This is a genomic window from Pontibacterium sinense (assembly GCF_015209595.1).
Lineage (GTDB): Bacteria > Pseudomonadota > Gammaproteobacteria > Pseudomonadales > Balneatricaceae > Pontibacterium > Pontibacterium sinense.
On sequence record NZ_JADEYS010000002.1, the window covers coordinates 167689 to 182848 of the forward strand.

The 15160-nt window shown below is 49.4% G+C and carries 16 protein-coding genes; 11 read left to right on the forward strand and 5 right to left on the reverse strand.

All coding sequences use genetic code 11. From position 1 onward, the window contains the following. The first annotated feature begins 50 nt into the window (after window positions 1-50). Complete coding sequence (locus IOQ59_RS03005; protein WP_193951774.1) at window positions 51-1016, forward strand: tRNA dihydrouridine synthase; 966 nt, start codon at window positions 51-53, stop codon at window positions 1014-1016. Here IOQ59_RS03005 and amrS read toward each other — a convergent pair. Then, on the reverse strand, window positions 1013-2080 hold the full coding sequence (gene amrS, locus IOQ59_RS03010) for an AmmeMemoRadiSam system radical SAM enzyme (protein WP_193951775.1): 1068 nt from the start codon (window positions 2078-2080) through the stop codon (window positions 1013-1015). The two genes, IOQ59_RS03005 and amrS, sit on opposite strands and share 4 nt — an antisense overlap. Window positions 2081-2250: 170 nt before the next feature. Here amrS and amrB point away from each other — a divergent pair, with 170 nt between their 5' ends. Genes amrB through IOQ59_RS03035 form a run of 5 tightly spaced genes read left to right on the forward strand, consistent with a single transcriptional unit; the run spans window position 2251 to window position 4772 of the window. Further along, window positions 2251-3030 (forward strand): AmmeMemoRadiSam system protein B, encoded by a 780-nt coding sequence (amrB, locus tag IOQ59_RS03015; RefSeq protein ID WP_193951776.1) that lies wholly within the window; start codon window positions 2251-2253, stop codon window positions 3028-3030. Then, window positions 3017-3586 (forward strand): AmmeMemoRadiSam system protein A, encoded by a 570-nt coding sequence (gene amrA / locus IOQ59_RS03020; protein ID WP_228050650.1) that lies wholly within the window; start codon window positions 3017-3019, stop codon window positions 3584-3586. The genes amrB and amrA overlap by 14 nt, the downstream gene beginning before the upstream one ends. After that, window positions 3576-3905 (forward strand): TfoX/Sxy family protein, encoded by a 330-nt coding sequence (locus tag IOQ59_RS03025; protein ID WP_193951777.1) that lies wholly within the window; start codon window positions 3576-3578, stop codon window positions 3903-3905. The genes amrA and IOQ59_RS03025 overlap by 11 nt, the downstream gene beginning before the upstream one ends. Continuing rightward, window positions 3902-4225 (forward strand): cupin domain-containing protein, encoded by a 324-nt coding sequence (locus IOQ59_RS03030; protein ID WP_193951778.1) that lies wholly within the window; start codon window positions 3902-3904, stop codon window positions 4223-4225. Before IOQ59_RS03025 ends, IOQ59_RS03030 begins: the two co-directional genes overlap by 4 nt. 37 nt (window positions 4226-4262) lie before the next feature. Further along, entirely contained in the window at window positions 4263-4772 is a 510-nt protein-coding gene (locus IOQ59_RS03035) for an O-acetyl-ADP-ribose deacetylase (protein ID WP_193951779.1), read from the forward strand. A 34-nt stretch (window positions 4773-4806) separates the two neighbouring features. On the opposite strand, the gene IOQ59_RS03040 is transcribed toward IOQ59_RS03035, so the two are convergent. The 3 genes from IOQ59_RS03040 to IOQ59_RS03050 form a co-directional block, all read right to left on the reverse strand. Further along, entirely contained in the window at window positions 4807-5682 is an 876-nt protein-coding gene (locus IOQ59_RS03040; protein ID WP_193951780.1) for an AraC family transcriptional regulator, read from the reverse strand. A 167-nt stretch (window positions 5683-5849) separates the two neighbouring features. Further along, a complete protein-coding gene (locus IOQ59_RS03045; protein WP_193951781.1) occupies window positions 5850-6269 on the reverse strand; it encodes an Hsp20 family protein in 420 nt (139 codons plus the stop codon). A 179-nt stretch (window positions 6270-6448) separates the two neighbouring features. Next, window positions 6449-6862, reverse strand: a complete 414-nt coding sequence (locus tag IOQ59_RS03050; RefSeq protein WP_193951782.1) for a DUF2185 domain-containing protein — start codon at window positions 6860-6862, stop codon at window positions 6449-6451. 217 nt (window positions 6863-7079) lie between these two features. Between IOQ59_RS03050 and IOQ59_RS03055 the strand changes: the two genes are divergently transcribed. Beyond that, the gene (locus IOQ59_RS03055; protein WP_193951783.1) at window positions 7080-7862 is read left to right on the forward strand and encodes an EAL domain-containing protein; all 783 of its coding nucleotides are present in this window, start codon (window positions 7080-7082) and stop codon (window positions 7860-7862) included. Window positions 7863-7965: 103 nt separating this feature from the next. Here IOQ59_RS03055 and IOQ59_RS03060 read toward each other — a convergent pair whose 3' ends face one another. Then, window positions 7966-9576: a methyl-accepting chemotaxis protein gene (locus IOQ59_RS03060; RefSeq protein ID WP_193951784.1), complete on the reverse strand. Its 1611-nt coding sequence runs from the start codon at window positions 9574-9576 to the stop codon at window positions 7966-7968. A gap of 155 nt (window positions 9577-9731) precedes the next feature. Here IOQ59_RS03060 and IOQ59_RS03065 point away from each other — a divergent pair, with 155 nt between their 5' ends. The 4 genes from IOQ59_RS03065 (at window position 9732) to IOQ59_RS03080 (ending at window position 15142) form a co-directional block, all read left to right on the forward strand. Beyond that, a complete protein-coding gene (locus tag IOQ59_RS03065) occupies window positions 9732-10115 on the forward strand; it encodes a DOPA 4,5-dioxygenase family protein (RefSeq protein ID WP_193951785.1) in 384 nt (127 codons plus the stop codon). Between the two features lie 32 nt (window positions 10116-10147). Next, window positions 10148-10339: a CPXCG motif-containing cysteine-rich protein gene (locus IOQ59_RS03070; protein WP_193951786.1), complete on the forward strand. Its 192-nt coding sequence runs from the start codon at window positions 10148-10150 to the stop codon at window positions 10337-10339. Window positions 10340-10423: 84 nt separating this feature from the next. After that, entirely contained in the window at window positions 10424-11317 is an 894-nt protein-coding gene (locus tag IOQ59_RS03075) for a pseudouridine synthase (protein WP_193951787.1), read from the forward strand. Between the two features lie 210 nt (window positions 11318-11527). Further along, window positions 11528-15142, forward strand: coding sequence for an EAL domain-containing protein (locus IOQ59_RS03080; protein WP_193951788.1), 3615 nt, complete (start codon window positions 11528-11530; stop codon window positions 15140-15142). The last annotated feature ends 18 nt before the right edge of the window (window positions 15143-15160 follow it).

Genomic DNA, 15160 nt, shown 5'->3' on the forward strand with positions numbered 1-15160 from the left:
TATAGAGTTAATCATCGTCTGATGTTTATAAAACAGCAAGAGAACAGCAAATGAAGATAGTCCTTGCCCCCATGGAAGGTTTGGTGGATCCGATTATGCGGGACATTCTGACCCGCTTGGGCGGAATTGATTACTGCGTGACGGAATTTATCCGGGTATCAGTGCGCGTGTTACCGCCGCATATCTTCAGAAAAACCTGTCCGGAGCTGGATCATGGCGGCAAAACGGCTGCCGGTGTTCCTGTACACGTACAGCTGTTGGGCAGCGATCCACAAATGATGGCTCACAATGCCGCTCGTGCAGCGCGCCTGGGTGCACCGGCGATTGATCTGAACTTCGGTTGCCCGTCAAAAGGCGTTAATGCGAATCGCGGTGGGGCAATATTACTGGAAACACCCAACGAAGTTCATGATGTTGTCAGCGCGGTGCGTCAGGCAGTGCCGAACGATATCCCTGTTACTGCGAAGATGCGATTGGGTTTTAAGGACAAATCGTTGTATTTGGATAATGCGGCCGCGATTGCTGATGCCGGTGCGGCGCATGTCACTGTCCATGCCCGTACTAAGGTGGAAGGGTACAAGCCACCAGCTCACTGGGAATATATTGCGCGTATTCGGGAATGCGTCAAGATTCCGGTAATTGCGAATGGTGAAATTTGGAACCATGATGATTATGCCCGTTGCCGGGAGGTGAGTGGGTGCAGTGATGTAATGATTGGGAGGGGACAGATCTCGCAACCCGATCTATCCAAAGTGATTAAGGCAGAACGTGACGGAAAACCGATTGAACCCATCGGCTGGGACGTCATCGTGGGGTTTCTTCTTGATCTGGTTGCGCAATCGCAACACCGCATGCAGCCGCGTTATGTGCATGGTCGGGTGAAACAGTGGCTACACCATCTGAAGCGTCGTTTCCCCGAAGCAAAAGTGTTGTTCGATCAGGTCAAAGTGGTTAATGACCTGGACCTGCTAAAGCAGATGCTGCTTGATGAGCAGGCACGTGCAGAGCAAAACTAATTTTTTAAGATGATGGGCTGGCGGCGAGCGCCCCAGTCTCCGGGCAAGCTGTCAAAGTGACCGGGTAAAGTGGTGCCGCAACCCCGACAGCAACCATTGACCAAGTTCCACTCTCCTAACACGTACCAATCGCGCTCAATCAGTCTCAGGCCACATTGGTGGCAATATGTTGAACTCCCCACATTGTCATGCACATTACCGGTGTAGACATATCTCAAACCATGTTCAGTCGCAATTTTGCGGGCGCGCGTTAACGTGCTTGCAGGCGTGCGGGGTTTATCCAGCATTTTCCAGTCAGGGTGAAACGCAGTGAAGTGCAAAGGCACCGACGGCCCCAGATTGTCGGCTATCCAGCGACACATAGCGGTCAGTTCTGTGTCGCTATCATTTTCATCCGGGATCAGCAAAGTGGTGATCTCAAACCAGACGTCAGTCTCATTGTGAAGGTACAGTAATGTGTCTAGGACGGGCGCTAAGCTGCCGCCACAGATCCGCTTATAGAAACGATCGGTGAATGCTTTTAGATCAATGTTTGCCGCGTCCATATGTCGGAAGAAGCGGGGACGGGCCTGATCGGTGATATAACCGGCGCTGACGGCAATCGATTGAATGTCGTACTTATGACAGGCCATCGCAACATCTTCTGCGTATTCCAGAAAGATAACCGGATCGTTATAGGTATAGGCAATGGATCGACAGTCATGTTGATGACAGTAGGTTGCCAGCGTTTCAGGGCTGGCGGCATCGGCCAGCGTATCCATTTCCCGTGCTTTACTCATATCCCAGTTCTGGCAGAACTTGCATGCCAGATTGCATCCCGCGGTTCCGAAGGACAGGACAGGTGTACCGGGTAGAAAGTGGTTCAGTGGTTTTTTTTCGATTGGATCGATACAAAACCCGCTTGAACGACCGTAGGTGTATAAGTGCATCCGGCCGTTCTCATTGCCGCGTACGAAGCACAATCCCCGTTGTCCATCTGATAATTTGCAGAATCGCGGACACAGATCGCACTGTATTTTATCCCGTTCGACCGGGTGCCAGAAGCCGACGTCAATAACACTCATGGAGCCTCCCGCGGTTCTCACTCTATACTTAAGATTAGCAGTGAGTAGATGTAGTTTCTGGAATGCTCATATGTGATAAACGAGCGGACAATTCTAAAACCTCTAATCGCGGCAAAGGCATCCAGATATCTTCTATCGCGATGCAAAGAGTTACAGTAGGGGAGCTTCCTATGGACACCCGACAACCCGCGGTCGCGGGCTTATTTTACGCAGATGATCCTACGCAACTTGGCCATGATGTGGATCGTTTGTTACACAAACATACACGTCCGACATTGCCTGGTGTTCGGGCTCTGGTTGTACCTCATGCAGGCTATGCGTATTCTGGCGAGGTTGCTGCTGCGGCTTATAGCTGCCTGACAAGAGGGGCGGAATATAAATATATTTTGTTGATAGGCCCGAGCCATCAGGTGCCGTTTAAAGGCATGGCGGTACCGGAGTCCGGGGCCTTTATGACCCCATTGGGAGATATACAACTGGCCGGTGCACAGATTGATGCACTCGTGGCAGATGGTCTCGTCCATTACAACGTTGCGGCACACTATTCAGAACACAGTCTTGAAGTTCAGCTACCGTTTTTACAGCGCGCGGAGATAAAAGCACCGATTGTGCCAGTAGTGATTGGGGACGCGAGTCCGGAACAGGTTGCCACGGTCCTTTTGCCCGCACTAGAAGATTCTCAGGTGTTGACCCTGATCAGTACCGATATGAGCCACTTCCATAGCTATTATGAGGCGCGCCTTATCGACGGGCACACTCACAAGCGTATCCTCGCCGGGGCTGAGGATATTCGTCCTGATGAGGCTTGTGGTTGCATGGGCTTAAATGGATTGCAGCATGCATTAACCCAGAGCCCGTATCGTATGCATTTGTTACAACACGGTAATTCCGGTGATACGGCCGGTGATCAGGATCGTGTTGTTGGATACGCCGCCTATGCCGTCTATTGATTACACTGCCGCACAAAAACGCCAAATGCTTGAGCATGCGCGATCATCCATTGCGCGTGAACTGGGCTATCACATCGCGTATGCGCCTGTAGATGCCGACTGGAAAAAGGAGGAGCGTGCTGCATTTGTTACGCTCTACTATCAAGGAGAGTTAAGAGGATGTATCGGCAGCCTTGCCGCGTATCAAGCGCTTTGGCCCGAGCTGGAACATAACGCCAAGGCAGCAGCATTTGATGATCCTCGTTTTCCTCCCGTGAGCCGAACGGAATTTGCTGATATAGACGTACAGATTTCAATCCTGACACCCACTCAGTCGATAACCGTAACATCCAAAGACGATCTGTTAACCACTCTGCGTCCGCACATTGATGGATTATTGCTAGAAGAAGGTCAGCATCGAGCCACCTTTTTACCACAGGTCTGGGGGCAGCTTTCCGATCCGGCGAAATTCTTGAAACACCTATTACGCAAAGCAGGTTTAGCGGAAGATTACTGGAGTGATACCATGCGGTTTTCTATCTACCAGGTCTTGGAGGTCAAGGAGAATGGCAAATAGTGATGGATTTATCTCATATCTGGTGGATAGCATACATGCACTGGGACCTGTGCAGGCCAAGCGTATGTTCGGTGGGCACGGTATGTTTCTTGACGGATTGATGTTTGCGCTAGTCATTGATGATCAAATTTATCTGAAAGCGGATAAGCTGACAGCCAATCACTTTATTCAATTGGGACTCGAGCGTTTTACCTATATGAAGAAAGATAAGCGTTGTTACATCAACTACTATCAGATGCCAGATGAGTGTCTGGATGATAACGATGCTTTGGTGTCGTGGTGTGGGAAAGCGTACGAAGTGGCAATGAGGGCTGCATGAAAAACCTGTTTGCGGGACTGCCTGATGATCAAACGCAGGAACATTTTCAAGAATTCCTGGCGCTTCCGGGGGCAAAGTTGGAGCGTATCGTCTCTTACGGTCAGAGCACTCCAGAAGGAGAGTGGTATGACCAGGATTGGGGCGAATGGGTGATGGTATTGCAAGGCGAAGCGGGTTTGTTGCTTGAGCAGGATCATACGCTGATACATATGAAACCAGGTGATCAGTATTTTTTGCCTGCGAATTGTCGCCACCGAGTGGAGTGGACACTGGAGGAGCAACCCACCATCTGGTTGGCATTACATCTTAAAGCCGACTGAGCATTCCGACGGTGGCCTCAAAAAGGGTTGGGCGTATATGACACAAAAGATAGAGATCGTTGTTGGAGACATTACTCGACTGCAGGTAGACGCCGTTGTAAATGCGGCTAACAGTAGCTTGTTGGGTGGTGGCGGTGTGGATGGCGCTATTCATCGCTCAGCCGGTCCGGATCTATTGGCGGAATGTCGTACGCTGGGAGGCTGTGATACAGGAGATGCTAAGTTAACGGCAGGCTATAACCTTCCTGCAAAATACGTCATTCATACGGTTGGTCCCGTGTGGCGGGGAGGTGAATCAAATGAGGCTGAAATGCTGGCAAGCTGTTACCGGTGTAGTTTACGCTTAGCAGCAGACGCGGGTGTTCAGAGTATTGCCTTTCCGGCGATCAGTTGTGGTGTCTATGGGTATCCTTTGGAAGCGGCGGTAGGTATTGCGATTGCAGCAGTGAGGACTGAACTGCTGAAACTGTCTTCGATAAAACGTGTTGTTTTTTGCTGTTTCAATGATGAGATGGAGCGGCTGTATCTGCAACAGCTCGCCCCTTAGCCTGTCCCAAAAAGTGCTAGAAACGAAGTTGAGGTTACTCGACCGATTTCTCCACCGGAATCCAGTATTCCAATACTGAATCGGGATGCTCAAACGCGAATCTTTCGTCGTAAAGTTCCAATTCAGGGCCACCGCTATGACGGTATTCGCTGTTAGGCAACCAATCGCGGAAGATCGCTGACAATGTGCGTTCTATCTCGCTGATTGGACCACGGTGGATAAAACACGCATACGTCTGCTCGGGCACGTCTAAACGCTCCATTTCCTTGCAGGGCTGAGCTTTTTCGCTTTCAAACGCTGTCCAGTAAGTCAGTCCTTCAAGCTGATCATTGGCGGTAGATGAGTCTACAACTCCCCAGAATACCTTCTTTTGTATCTGTTTTTGATCCAGCTGTTTTTGAAACCTGCGCCAAAGATCGGGTAATACCTGCATATTGTTTGGTGCTGAAGAGCCGGGCGCGTTAAAGCGGGTGTTCATGCCCCACAGTGTTTTAGCGGCGTGGGTGACGATCATAGGTTCCATGAGGGTATCTCCATATGAGTGGACAAAAAGTGTTGGATCCAATCGAGGAAAAAGACCAATAAGCTCGCCGCGTAATCGATAACGCTTGGGAGCCAATCCAAAGTACTGGTTAAAGGCACGACTGAAGCTTTGTTGGTTATCAAACCCAAAGGTCAGGGCAATATCCAGAATCTGTTGCTCAGTATGTATAAGACAGATCGCGGCGGCACTAAGGCGACGGTGACGATAATATTGCGCCACGCTGTAACCAAATCGTGTCTGGAAGGTACGCTGTAGTTGCCAGCGAGACCAGTTTACAGATTCCGCCAACTGGTCAACATACAGGGATTCCGATAGGTGATCTTCTATAAAATCAACAATCTTGACCAGGCGATGTTGAGCGTTCATCTATTTTCCTCGATGAATAATTCTTCGCCCAGTATGCCTGAGGGCTGGGAAGTGGTTTTGTCTGTTTGGAGCATGTTAACGGGAAAAATAAAAATGGGCCGCATCGGCGTCCCATTCATTATGGTGATGATAAGCACCTGGATTGTCAGGTACCTGTCATATCCCGCTTAACGTTCTATCTTGATCGAACGGGGTTTCATCGCTTCCGGGATTTCACGAATGAGATCTACATGCAACAGGCCGTTTTCCATATGCGCTTTCATGACTTTGACATGATCCGCCAGTTGGAAACGACGCTCAAAGTTACGTGCTGCAATACCCTGGTATAGATACTGATGCTGATCTTTGTCGACGTGTTTAGTGCCTGCAATCAGTAAGGTCGAATTTTCGCTTTGTATGTCCAGCTCTTCGATGGTGAAACCTGCGACCGCCATCGTGATGCGATACGCGTTTTCGCCCAGGAGTTCGATGTTGTAGGGCGGGTAGCTTGGCTGGTTGTCGTTGCGGCTGGCGTTGTCGAGCATAGACGCTAAACGATCAAAGCCAATAGCGGAACGATAAAGGGGAGAAAGGTCGAAATCACGCATGTACATATCCTCATCAAGCAATATGGAACTTCAGATAGTGTGCCTGCCCTTAAGCGCTGCATATCATCAATGCCAGCAGTTATTAGGTCAGGTATGGAAGCGGGCCTTACAGTTAAGCACCCGCTTAATCACTATCTGTGGGCTGAATAGGATATTTCAAGGATCAGCGTGTAAGGGAATTAACTTTTACCGCTAAATTCGTCGACATCGTTGGTGATGTTGACCTCTGTAAACGCTGAAGGGATACGATAATCGTGTACACGCTCCCAGCCGTCACCTTCCGGTGCACGCTCCCATACAGTGCCTGCGTTGTATTCAACCAGATCTGTAATGGACGGGTCGAGTTTGACCATTTTATCTACGTCCACCGGAATCAGGTTGGTTATTTCATCTTCCAGATATTCTGGTGTTTCGTAGCCAGTGAACATACGCCATCCGGTATCATTCAGATGCTCAGGTACGGTTTTATACATGAAGCGTACTGGGAGCTTCTCTTCAAAGACCATTTTTGACACCAGTGCCAGAAACCCATTCTTGGTCTGGTTGGTTTCGTCGTCAGCGGAAGCGGGCTTATCGATATCAGGTGATTTCATAACATCTCGTCGTGGCGGGTAAAACAAGGTGCATATTGTAATACGTGTTCCGGGCAAGGGAAACGAAACCAAGGCTCATAATGCGCGCTGAGGCTGTGAAGATAGTTAGACTTTTTGCTAGGGTTGAGTATCAATATATTGTAATGCGAATCGTTCGCATATAAGGTTTGCGCCTAACCCCTTTAAATATTTAACTTTTTTACTTTTGGATCCTGGGATGGGTAGCTTTCAGAAAGCGTCAACGACATGGATTGGATCTCAACAAACCCTATCGTCAGCAGATTCACTTGATGAAGCACTAGGTGTTACACATTACAGTGCTGAGTATCAGCCCATCGTTAGTTTGAATAGCCAGCAGGTGTTTGCGTATGAGGCACTGGCTCGGTTTTATAACGTCAATCAGGCACCCGTATCGCCGATCACCGTGTTTCAGGCGTTACACAGCAACAGTAAGTTACTGGGGCGTACTGAATTACAGCTTAAGTGGTTGCAGATCGCGGCTGCGCCCGCAAATACACATCTGTTCATTAATCTTGATCCTCATGCCCTAACGGAAGAGGTTCGGTCATCCATGCTGGAGCTTCTGACGCCGACTAAAAGGCTGGTGGTCGAGCTAATCGAAAACTGTGATTTACAGGATTCTCACGCCAGCATGATGTTGCTCGAATCGCTCCATGATCAAGGGATCAGCAGCGCACTGGACGACATTGGGGCGAGTGAATCAATGTTATCAATCGATTTGATGGTGGCGGTCGATTATATGAAGTTTGATAGGCGGTGGGTTGCGTTGCTGGATGAGCCAGATTACGAAAGACTCTTTCGTCATCTGCTAACGTTTGCGCGTGCCAGTGGCCGAAAAACCGTACTGGAGGGCGTTGAGACCGAGGCGCAGTTGATGCGTTTACAGGATTACCCATTGGATTTCGTACAAGGATTTTTATACCGCGCTCAATTTTTGAGTACCCCACGCTTTGATCTGGGGTTGAGCTGGGATCACTGATGCTGTCAGAAAAGGAGCGTGTCTATCGTGGAATCAATAAAAATAATATGGGCAGCACTGTCATAGTGCTGCCCATATAGTTTTGTAGGTCTTTCGGGTGAAGTCAGACCTTAAACCGAGATGTCATGCTTTGTAGATTGCTCGCCAGCTGAGACAGTGAGGCCGAAGCATTCTGCGTTGCCCGGCTACCCTCAACAACAGTACTGCCCAGCGATTTAAACTGCTGAACTTTGCCTCGGACTTCTTCCATATCATTACGTGCATCACTTGCCAGCGTCGCAGCTTCTTCGCATTCGCCGCTCAGGCTGTGAATGGTATGTTGGATAGAAGACAAGCTTTCGACGGTTGCCTGGGCGAGCTGTACAGAATCCCGTGCTTTAGATTGGTTAGATTCCATTGTATTCATGGATGCAGTAATCGAGGAAACAATGGTCTCCAGCATGGCGTTGATCTCAACAGTCGACTGGTGAGTACGTGTCGCCAGCGTACGTACTTCATCGGCAACGACCGCAAAACCACGACCGGATTCGCCCGCACGGGCAGCTTCGATTGCGGCGTTGAGCGCCAAAAGGTTGGTCTGATCAGCGATATCTGCAATGGTGCTGACAACACTGGAGACCTGATCGCCGGCATCACGCAACTCCATCAGCATGCTAGCCGTGGTTTCGATATCGCCCGCCAGCGCTTCGATGCTAGCGGAGGTGCGTTCAACTTCACCGGCGCCTGACTGAACCTCAGACGCGCCTTTGCGGGCGGACTCCGAGGCTAGGGCGGAGCGTTCCACGCCACGTTCGATCTGCTGCTCAAGCTGCATCATGACATCCATCAGGTTGTCGATTTGCTGATTCAGGTGGTTGATCGCCTGATCTGAACTGGACGCCGTATCCGTGAGTGAGGTGACTGAGGAGCTGATACCTTTAGTGGCGCTGGATACTTCAGCCATGCCATTGCGGAACAGTTCCAGTAATTCGTTGATGCTGCTGGATGCACGACCGACTTCATCGCCACTTGTCTGAGGCAGCTGAATCGTTAAATCCTGATCGCGAGATACTTTAAGTAAACCCGTTGCCAGTTCACTGATCGGGTTGGCCACTTGCTTGCGGGCAAAGATATAAGCAAGCAGGGCAACGATCACAATGCTTGATACCAGTAAAATAATCAGCTGCACGGTTCCGGCCATATCATCGATGATAGTCATCGAGCTGTCGCTGGCCGATTTGCTCACTTGTGTATTGATCTGACTGAGCTGTTCTAGCGCGCTGCTGGCATTTGCGGAGAGTGTGCCGAGTTCGTTACGTGCACTATCCCAATTGATCGTGCCTGCGGACATAGTATTACGCAATTGATCCAGAGATTGGTCCATATCATTCAAGCTACGGGAGAGGCTCTCAAGGCGGATGCCACCGCTGGACTGTAAAGCACGAACAGCCTGACCACGTATCTGATTGATGGTGTCGCGGCGTTGGTCGTACGTCGCCACGTCGATAGTTGTGCCATACAGGGAATACGCTGCGATCTCTAATTTACCAACCGATGCACTAATGCGCTCCAGTTGACTTAGCTGTGGTAACGTCCGGTCAACAAAGGTGGTTACCTCACTTTGTACGGAGCGTGTTGTATTGGTCAGTGCGAATGCAGCGATCACGGTGATCACCAGCACGGCGGCATATCCTAAAAAGACCTTGGTACTGATAGATCCGAAAATCTTCGCCATCTGTTGCTTCCTTTATTACTATGCTTTTGCACGTATTATTAGAGACCTGTCTCATCGGCTTCACCAAGAAGCCACGAAACTGACAATAACCAACTGTAATCTATAGATTTTGTACAGATTTCAGTAAATCGCAACCACCTTACAGAGATAATTGGATGAATATACCTGATCAAAACTTCGATCCGACTCATATAGAAGGGTATCACGCCCACATTTATTACGGTGATCAGGTTCAGCGTCAGGTTGCAGCAGATATTCGTGACGCAATTGAAACGTGTTTTGATGTTGTGCTGGGGCGCTGGCGTGATAAACCGGTTGGGCCGCACCCTATGCCGATGTATCAGGTTGCCTTTGATAAGAGCGTACTGCCTGAGATTTTGCCATGGTTAATGGCCGTAAGAGGGCCGTTATCCATATTGATACATTGCTGTACCGGGCGTAGTGATCTGCTTGATCATACTGCTGGTGCGCTTTGGTTAGGCGATTCGTTAGTGCTGGATACAGCGTTTTTTGGCAATGAAGTTGGCCGTAGCGCTTGAAGTCGTCGAGATGTGCGGCAAGAGGCCAATAAATGAATCTGCAAGAAGAAGTATCCGCTGAATGTCCGTACTGTGGTGAAATTATCACGTTGCTGGTGGATTGTTCGGAGTCTAAACAGCAATATATTGAGGACTGTGAAGTCTGCTGTCGCCCAATGAACGTGAGTGTGATCATTGATCATGAAGGGTGGCCTCAGGTTCAGCTAAGCCACGAAAATGACTAATACACCAGTATCATCGGTAAGCGGTCACCAAAAAATGTTACTCTTGCCAGCCTAATTCCGATTCTACTCAGTTCAGGTGCCAGAATGGGCCGCTCCCTTTACGCTTCAACCGCAGTGACTCCTACCCAAAACACCGATCAGCATGAAACCGTATTAGCGTTTCTTGTCGCCCGTTTTCCCCGGATAACAGAACATGTCTGGCTGGAGCGCATGCAACAGGGGTATGTGCATTGGGAGGATGATAGTCTGATTAAAGAGGACACTCCTTTTAGAGCCAACGCAAAGGTCATGTATTACCGGGATGTGCCCGATGAGCCGGTGATTCCGTTTAAAGAGACGGTGATTTTTCAAGACGATGAACTGCTGGTGGCGTGTAAGCCTCACTTTCTGCCCGTTACCCCGGGTGGTGTATACGTAGAGCAGTGTTTACTAAATCGCTTGCGCCAGCAGACCGGTATTACTGCACTGACCCCGATACATCGTATTGATCGTGATACGGCAGGATTGGTGATGTTTTCTGTCAATCCGGAGACGCGTGGTTGCTATCAGCAAATGTTTGCGGAGGGGACAGTTAAAAAAACCTATCATGCAGTGGCTGCCTGTGACGATGATTCAATTGTGGATCAGCGATGGCTGATTGAAAACAGGATGGAGAAAGCAGAACAGTGGTTCCGTATGGCGATTACGGACGGAGATATCAATGCCCGTTCTACGGTGGCCTGTTTAAGCGTGCAGTCAGCGCGCGGACTGTTCGAGTTGAGTCCAATCACGGGAAAAACCCATCAGCTTCGTGTGCATATGGATAGTCTGGGTTTCCCGATCGAGAATGATCGTTTGTATCCTATTGCGTTGCCTCAGACAGCTGATGACTATAATAAGCCCCTGCAGTTGTTGGCGCGTGAAGTTACGTTTGTAGACCCGGTGACAGGTCAGGCTCGCCACTTTATATCCACCCGTGAATTAGCCTGGGGTGGTTAGTCAGCATCTGAAACCAAGCCCGTCATCAAATTTCCCTTTAGTTATTTAGCGTTCAATCGTAAAAGAAATTGTCGCGCCTTGATGGTTCCTGCCGCTTTCTCGTTTTTGGGCCGAAACCACGCCCTTTGCCTAGTTGGCGTGTGTTTGGTGTGACTGATAGTATGTTGTTGGATTGTATCTCAGCGAATTAGCTGAAGAAGGTGTTGTTTGATGATTGGTAGTACCTTGAGGTGGTTTGTTGCGGCGCTGCTATGTATTCAGGTGGCGTATGGCAACGACAAGGTTGTATTGCAGCTTAAGTGGGAACATGAGTTCCAGTTTGCCGGATATTATGCGGCACTCTGGCAAGGATATTATGATGAAGCAGGGCTTGAGGTAGAGATACGGCCTGCTTCTGGACCCGGTGGGCAGTTAAAAGCACCGGTAAAAGAGTTAGTTTCCGGTGAAGCGGATTTTGCAATTGGTGCGTTGGATATCCTCGTCCATCGTGACCGGGGCGAAGATCTTGTTGTGCTTGCCCCGATCTTTCAGCGCAGCCCTCATTCTGTTTTTGCACTGCCCGGTACCCAACTGACCAGTGTTGACGATCTTGCAAAACTGACTGTCGCGACCCCCTTTGATGATTTTACCCGTGCGGAAGTGCAGGCACTTTTTCACTCCCGTCATATTGATCTCGCCGATACCCGATTTGTCGATGACCCTCCCACCATTAGTACTTTGCTAGAGAACAAAGCCCAGGCTATCGCGACGTACAGTATTTCTGCCCAGTATGAAGCGCGCGAGCGAGGCATTTCATTACATGAACTTTCGCCATCTGAGTTCGGTCTGGATTTTTACGGCGATACCTTGTTTACCCACCAGCGCGTGATCGAATCCGATCCGGAAAAAGTTGAGCGTTTTGTGCGTGCCAGCCTGAAAGGTTGGGAATATGCGCTCACACACAAAGAGGAAATTGCGCAGCGAATCGCTCGTGAGTTACCCCGGTATTTGTTTAGCTATCAGGATCTGGAAGGGTATAACCTGGCCTTTTCTGATGTCATCGATACCTATATGGCGTATCCCTACACCGAGATTGGTCACAACAATAGCCTGCGTTGGGAGCGAATGGTTAGCAACCTGCGTGCTATAGGAATGATCAAGAAAGATATGGATGTTGATGACCTCATATTTGATATCAATAGTTCCGAGGAGCTGGACGTGAGCAGCACCCAGACACTGGTGCTAATCGGACTAGGCCTGTTGCTGATATGCAGTTTCTACTATGGGCGACGTCTTAAATATGTCTGGTTGCTCTATCTTTTGGCTCTGGGGGTGATCTATGTGGCTGAACAGAGTGTAGAAGCCCAGTTGGAACGGGACCATTTCAAAGATCTGGAAGTCGACGTGCTGCAGCAGTTGAATGCGGTTGCCGCGAATATGTCAGGTATCGTGAACCGAAACCTGGCATATGTCAGTGGTATGTCGGCACATGTTGCCGTCAATCCCGACATTGACCAGATTCAGTTCAATCGGTACAGCGAAGCGATTTTCCGACAAAAGCCGTTGTTAATTAACTTGGCGGCGGCTCCAGATATGGTGATCGATCTGGTTTATCCGCTAAAGGGTAATCAGAGAGCGCTGGGGCTGGATTATCGTACTAAGGCGGATCAGTTGGACGTGGTCATGCGGGTTCGTAATAGTGGTCGCTTGGCGGTCGCGGGTCCGATTGATCTTGTGCAAGGTGGATTAGCATTTATTGCCCGAGCCGGTGTGAAGTCAGTTGATGAGTTCGGTGAAGAGTATTTCTGGGGGATCCTGTCGGCGCCGTTTCTAGCCAATGATCTGTATCGCAAGGCGGGTCTGTTTGAACCTGATATTTCTGTCGATATTGCAATTCGTGGGCGTGATGGCTTGGGTCGAAACGGTGAGACGTTCTATGGTGACAGTGCATTGTTTGAGGATTCACGCTCACTGAGGTCAACGATTCGTGTTGGTGATGGAACCTGGCAATTTGCGGCCCGTCCGAAAGAGGGATGGAATTACAATCGCCAAGGTGTAGTACTGTTACGTGGCTTTGCCGGATCACTGGGGTTACTGCTATTTCTATTCCTCCTGTGGCAACGACGACAGATTGATGCGCAGCGTTTGTATGAGCAGAAGATTCATGACAACGAAGGCTTGCTGCGTGAGATGAGTAAGGTTGCGAATATTAACGGTTGGAAGATTCCTGCTGGCCAGTCGCAATTGCTCTGGAGTAGTCACGCGTCCAGTATTTTGGGTATCTCTGAGCGTGAGCAAGGCTGGGGTATGGAGAGTATCCTTGAATTGTTTGATGAACATCAGGCCAACAAATTAAGGCTAGCGTTGCTTGATGCAATGGAGCAGGGAAAATCCTTTGATATCGAGCTGAGCCTAAATATTACTGGCACCGAACACCGTTGGATACGCTGGATTGGAAATGCGGAACAGCGTGACAAGGGGCAATACGAAGTCACCGGTGCAGTGCAAGATATTACCGAGCGTAAAAAATTCAGTGAGGTGGTAGAGCGGCAGGCAAATTACGATCTGTTAACCGGATTACCCAACCGCTCCTACTTTTATGAAAATCTCAAATGGTCGGTGGCAGCGGCTCAGCGCACCAATACCCAGCTTGCGGTGTTGTTTATCGATTTGGACAAGTTTAAACCGGTGAATGACAACTATGGCCATGTTGCCGGTGACAAGTTATTGCAAAGTGTCGCTCAGCGCATTCGTAACAGTTTGCGGGAGTCTGATTTTGTAGCGCGTATTAGCGGCGATGAATTTACTGTTGTGTTGCGTCAGATTACTAATGAATACGCCCCCATTGATGTAGCAGAGAAGCTTCTTACTGAGATACGAAAACCCTATGCGATTATGGATCGTCAAATATACTGCGGTGCGAGTATTGGTATCTCGGTGTTCCCTGACGACAGCGTTGAAGCAGATAACCTGATCTCGAAAGCGGATTACGCAATGTACGAGGTCAAACGCAGTGGACGTAATGGCTGTCAGTACTTCACGCACGCCATGCAGGAACGCTCCGAGAGTCGTCATAAGCTATATACCCGTCTGCAACAGGCGATTGCTGATAAGCTGCTTTATGTTGTATATCAACCCATCATTGACCTTAGGTCTGGCGAAATTACTAAGTGTGAGGCGCTGGTGCGCTGGCGTGATATCGATGGGCGTGACATTCCACCTTCTGAGTTTATTGCTCTGGCGGAAGAGACCAGTCTGGTGAATGAGATAGATCGTTTTGTTTTGGCGGAGGCGGGCGATTTTATCTATCGCTTAGAGCAACATGTTGGACAGCGGATTGCGTTGTCCGTGAACGTATCACCACGGGTGTTTTCCTCTACCGAAGCGGCGATGAAAAGCTGGCTTCAGTTGGCGATGGATGTCGCGTCGCGCGTTGATCTCACCATTGAGATAACCGAACGCATGTTGATCGATGGGCCTGACAAGGCGTTGTGCGTACTGAACGAACTGAAAAACAGCGGAGCAACCATCGCAATCGATGATTTTGGTACGGGTTACTCTTCGCTGAGTTACCTGACGCAGCTGCCGATCGACTTTATCAAAATTGATAAATCCTTCGTACAGCAGGTCAACGAGAACAGATCGTCCCGCATGCTGGTGGACACGGTTGTGAACTTGGCAAAAAATCTCGATCTGCAATTGATCGGAGAGGGTGTGGAAACAACTGAAAATCTGAAAATGTTGCGGGATAAGGGGTGCGATTTTGCCCAGGGCTATTTGCTTGGTAAACCGATGACGGGTGATGAACTTCAGTGCAGAGTGGCTGAGTCATCTCCGGTATTTTGAGATCCGAACGGGGCTGCT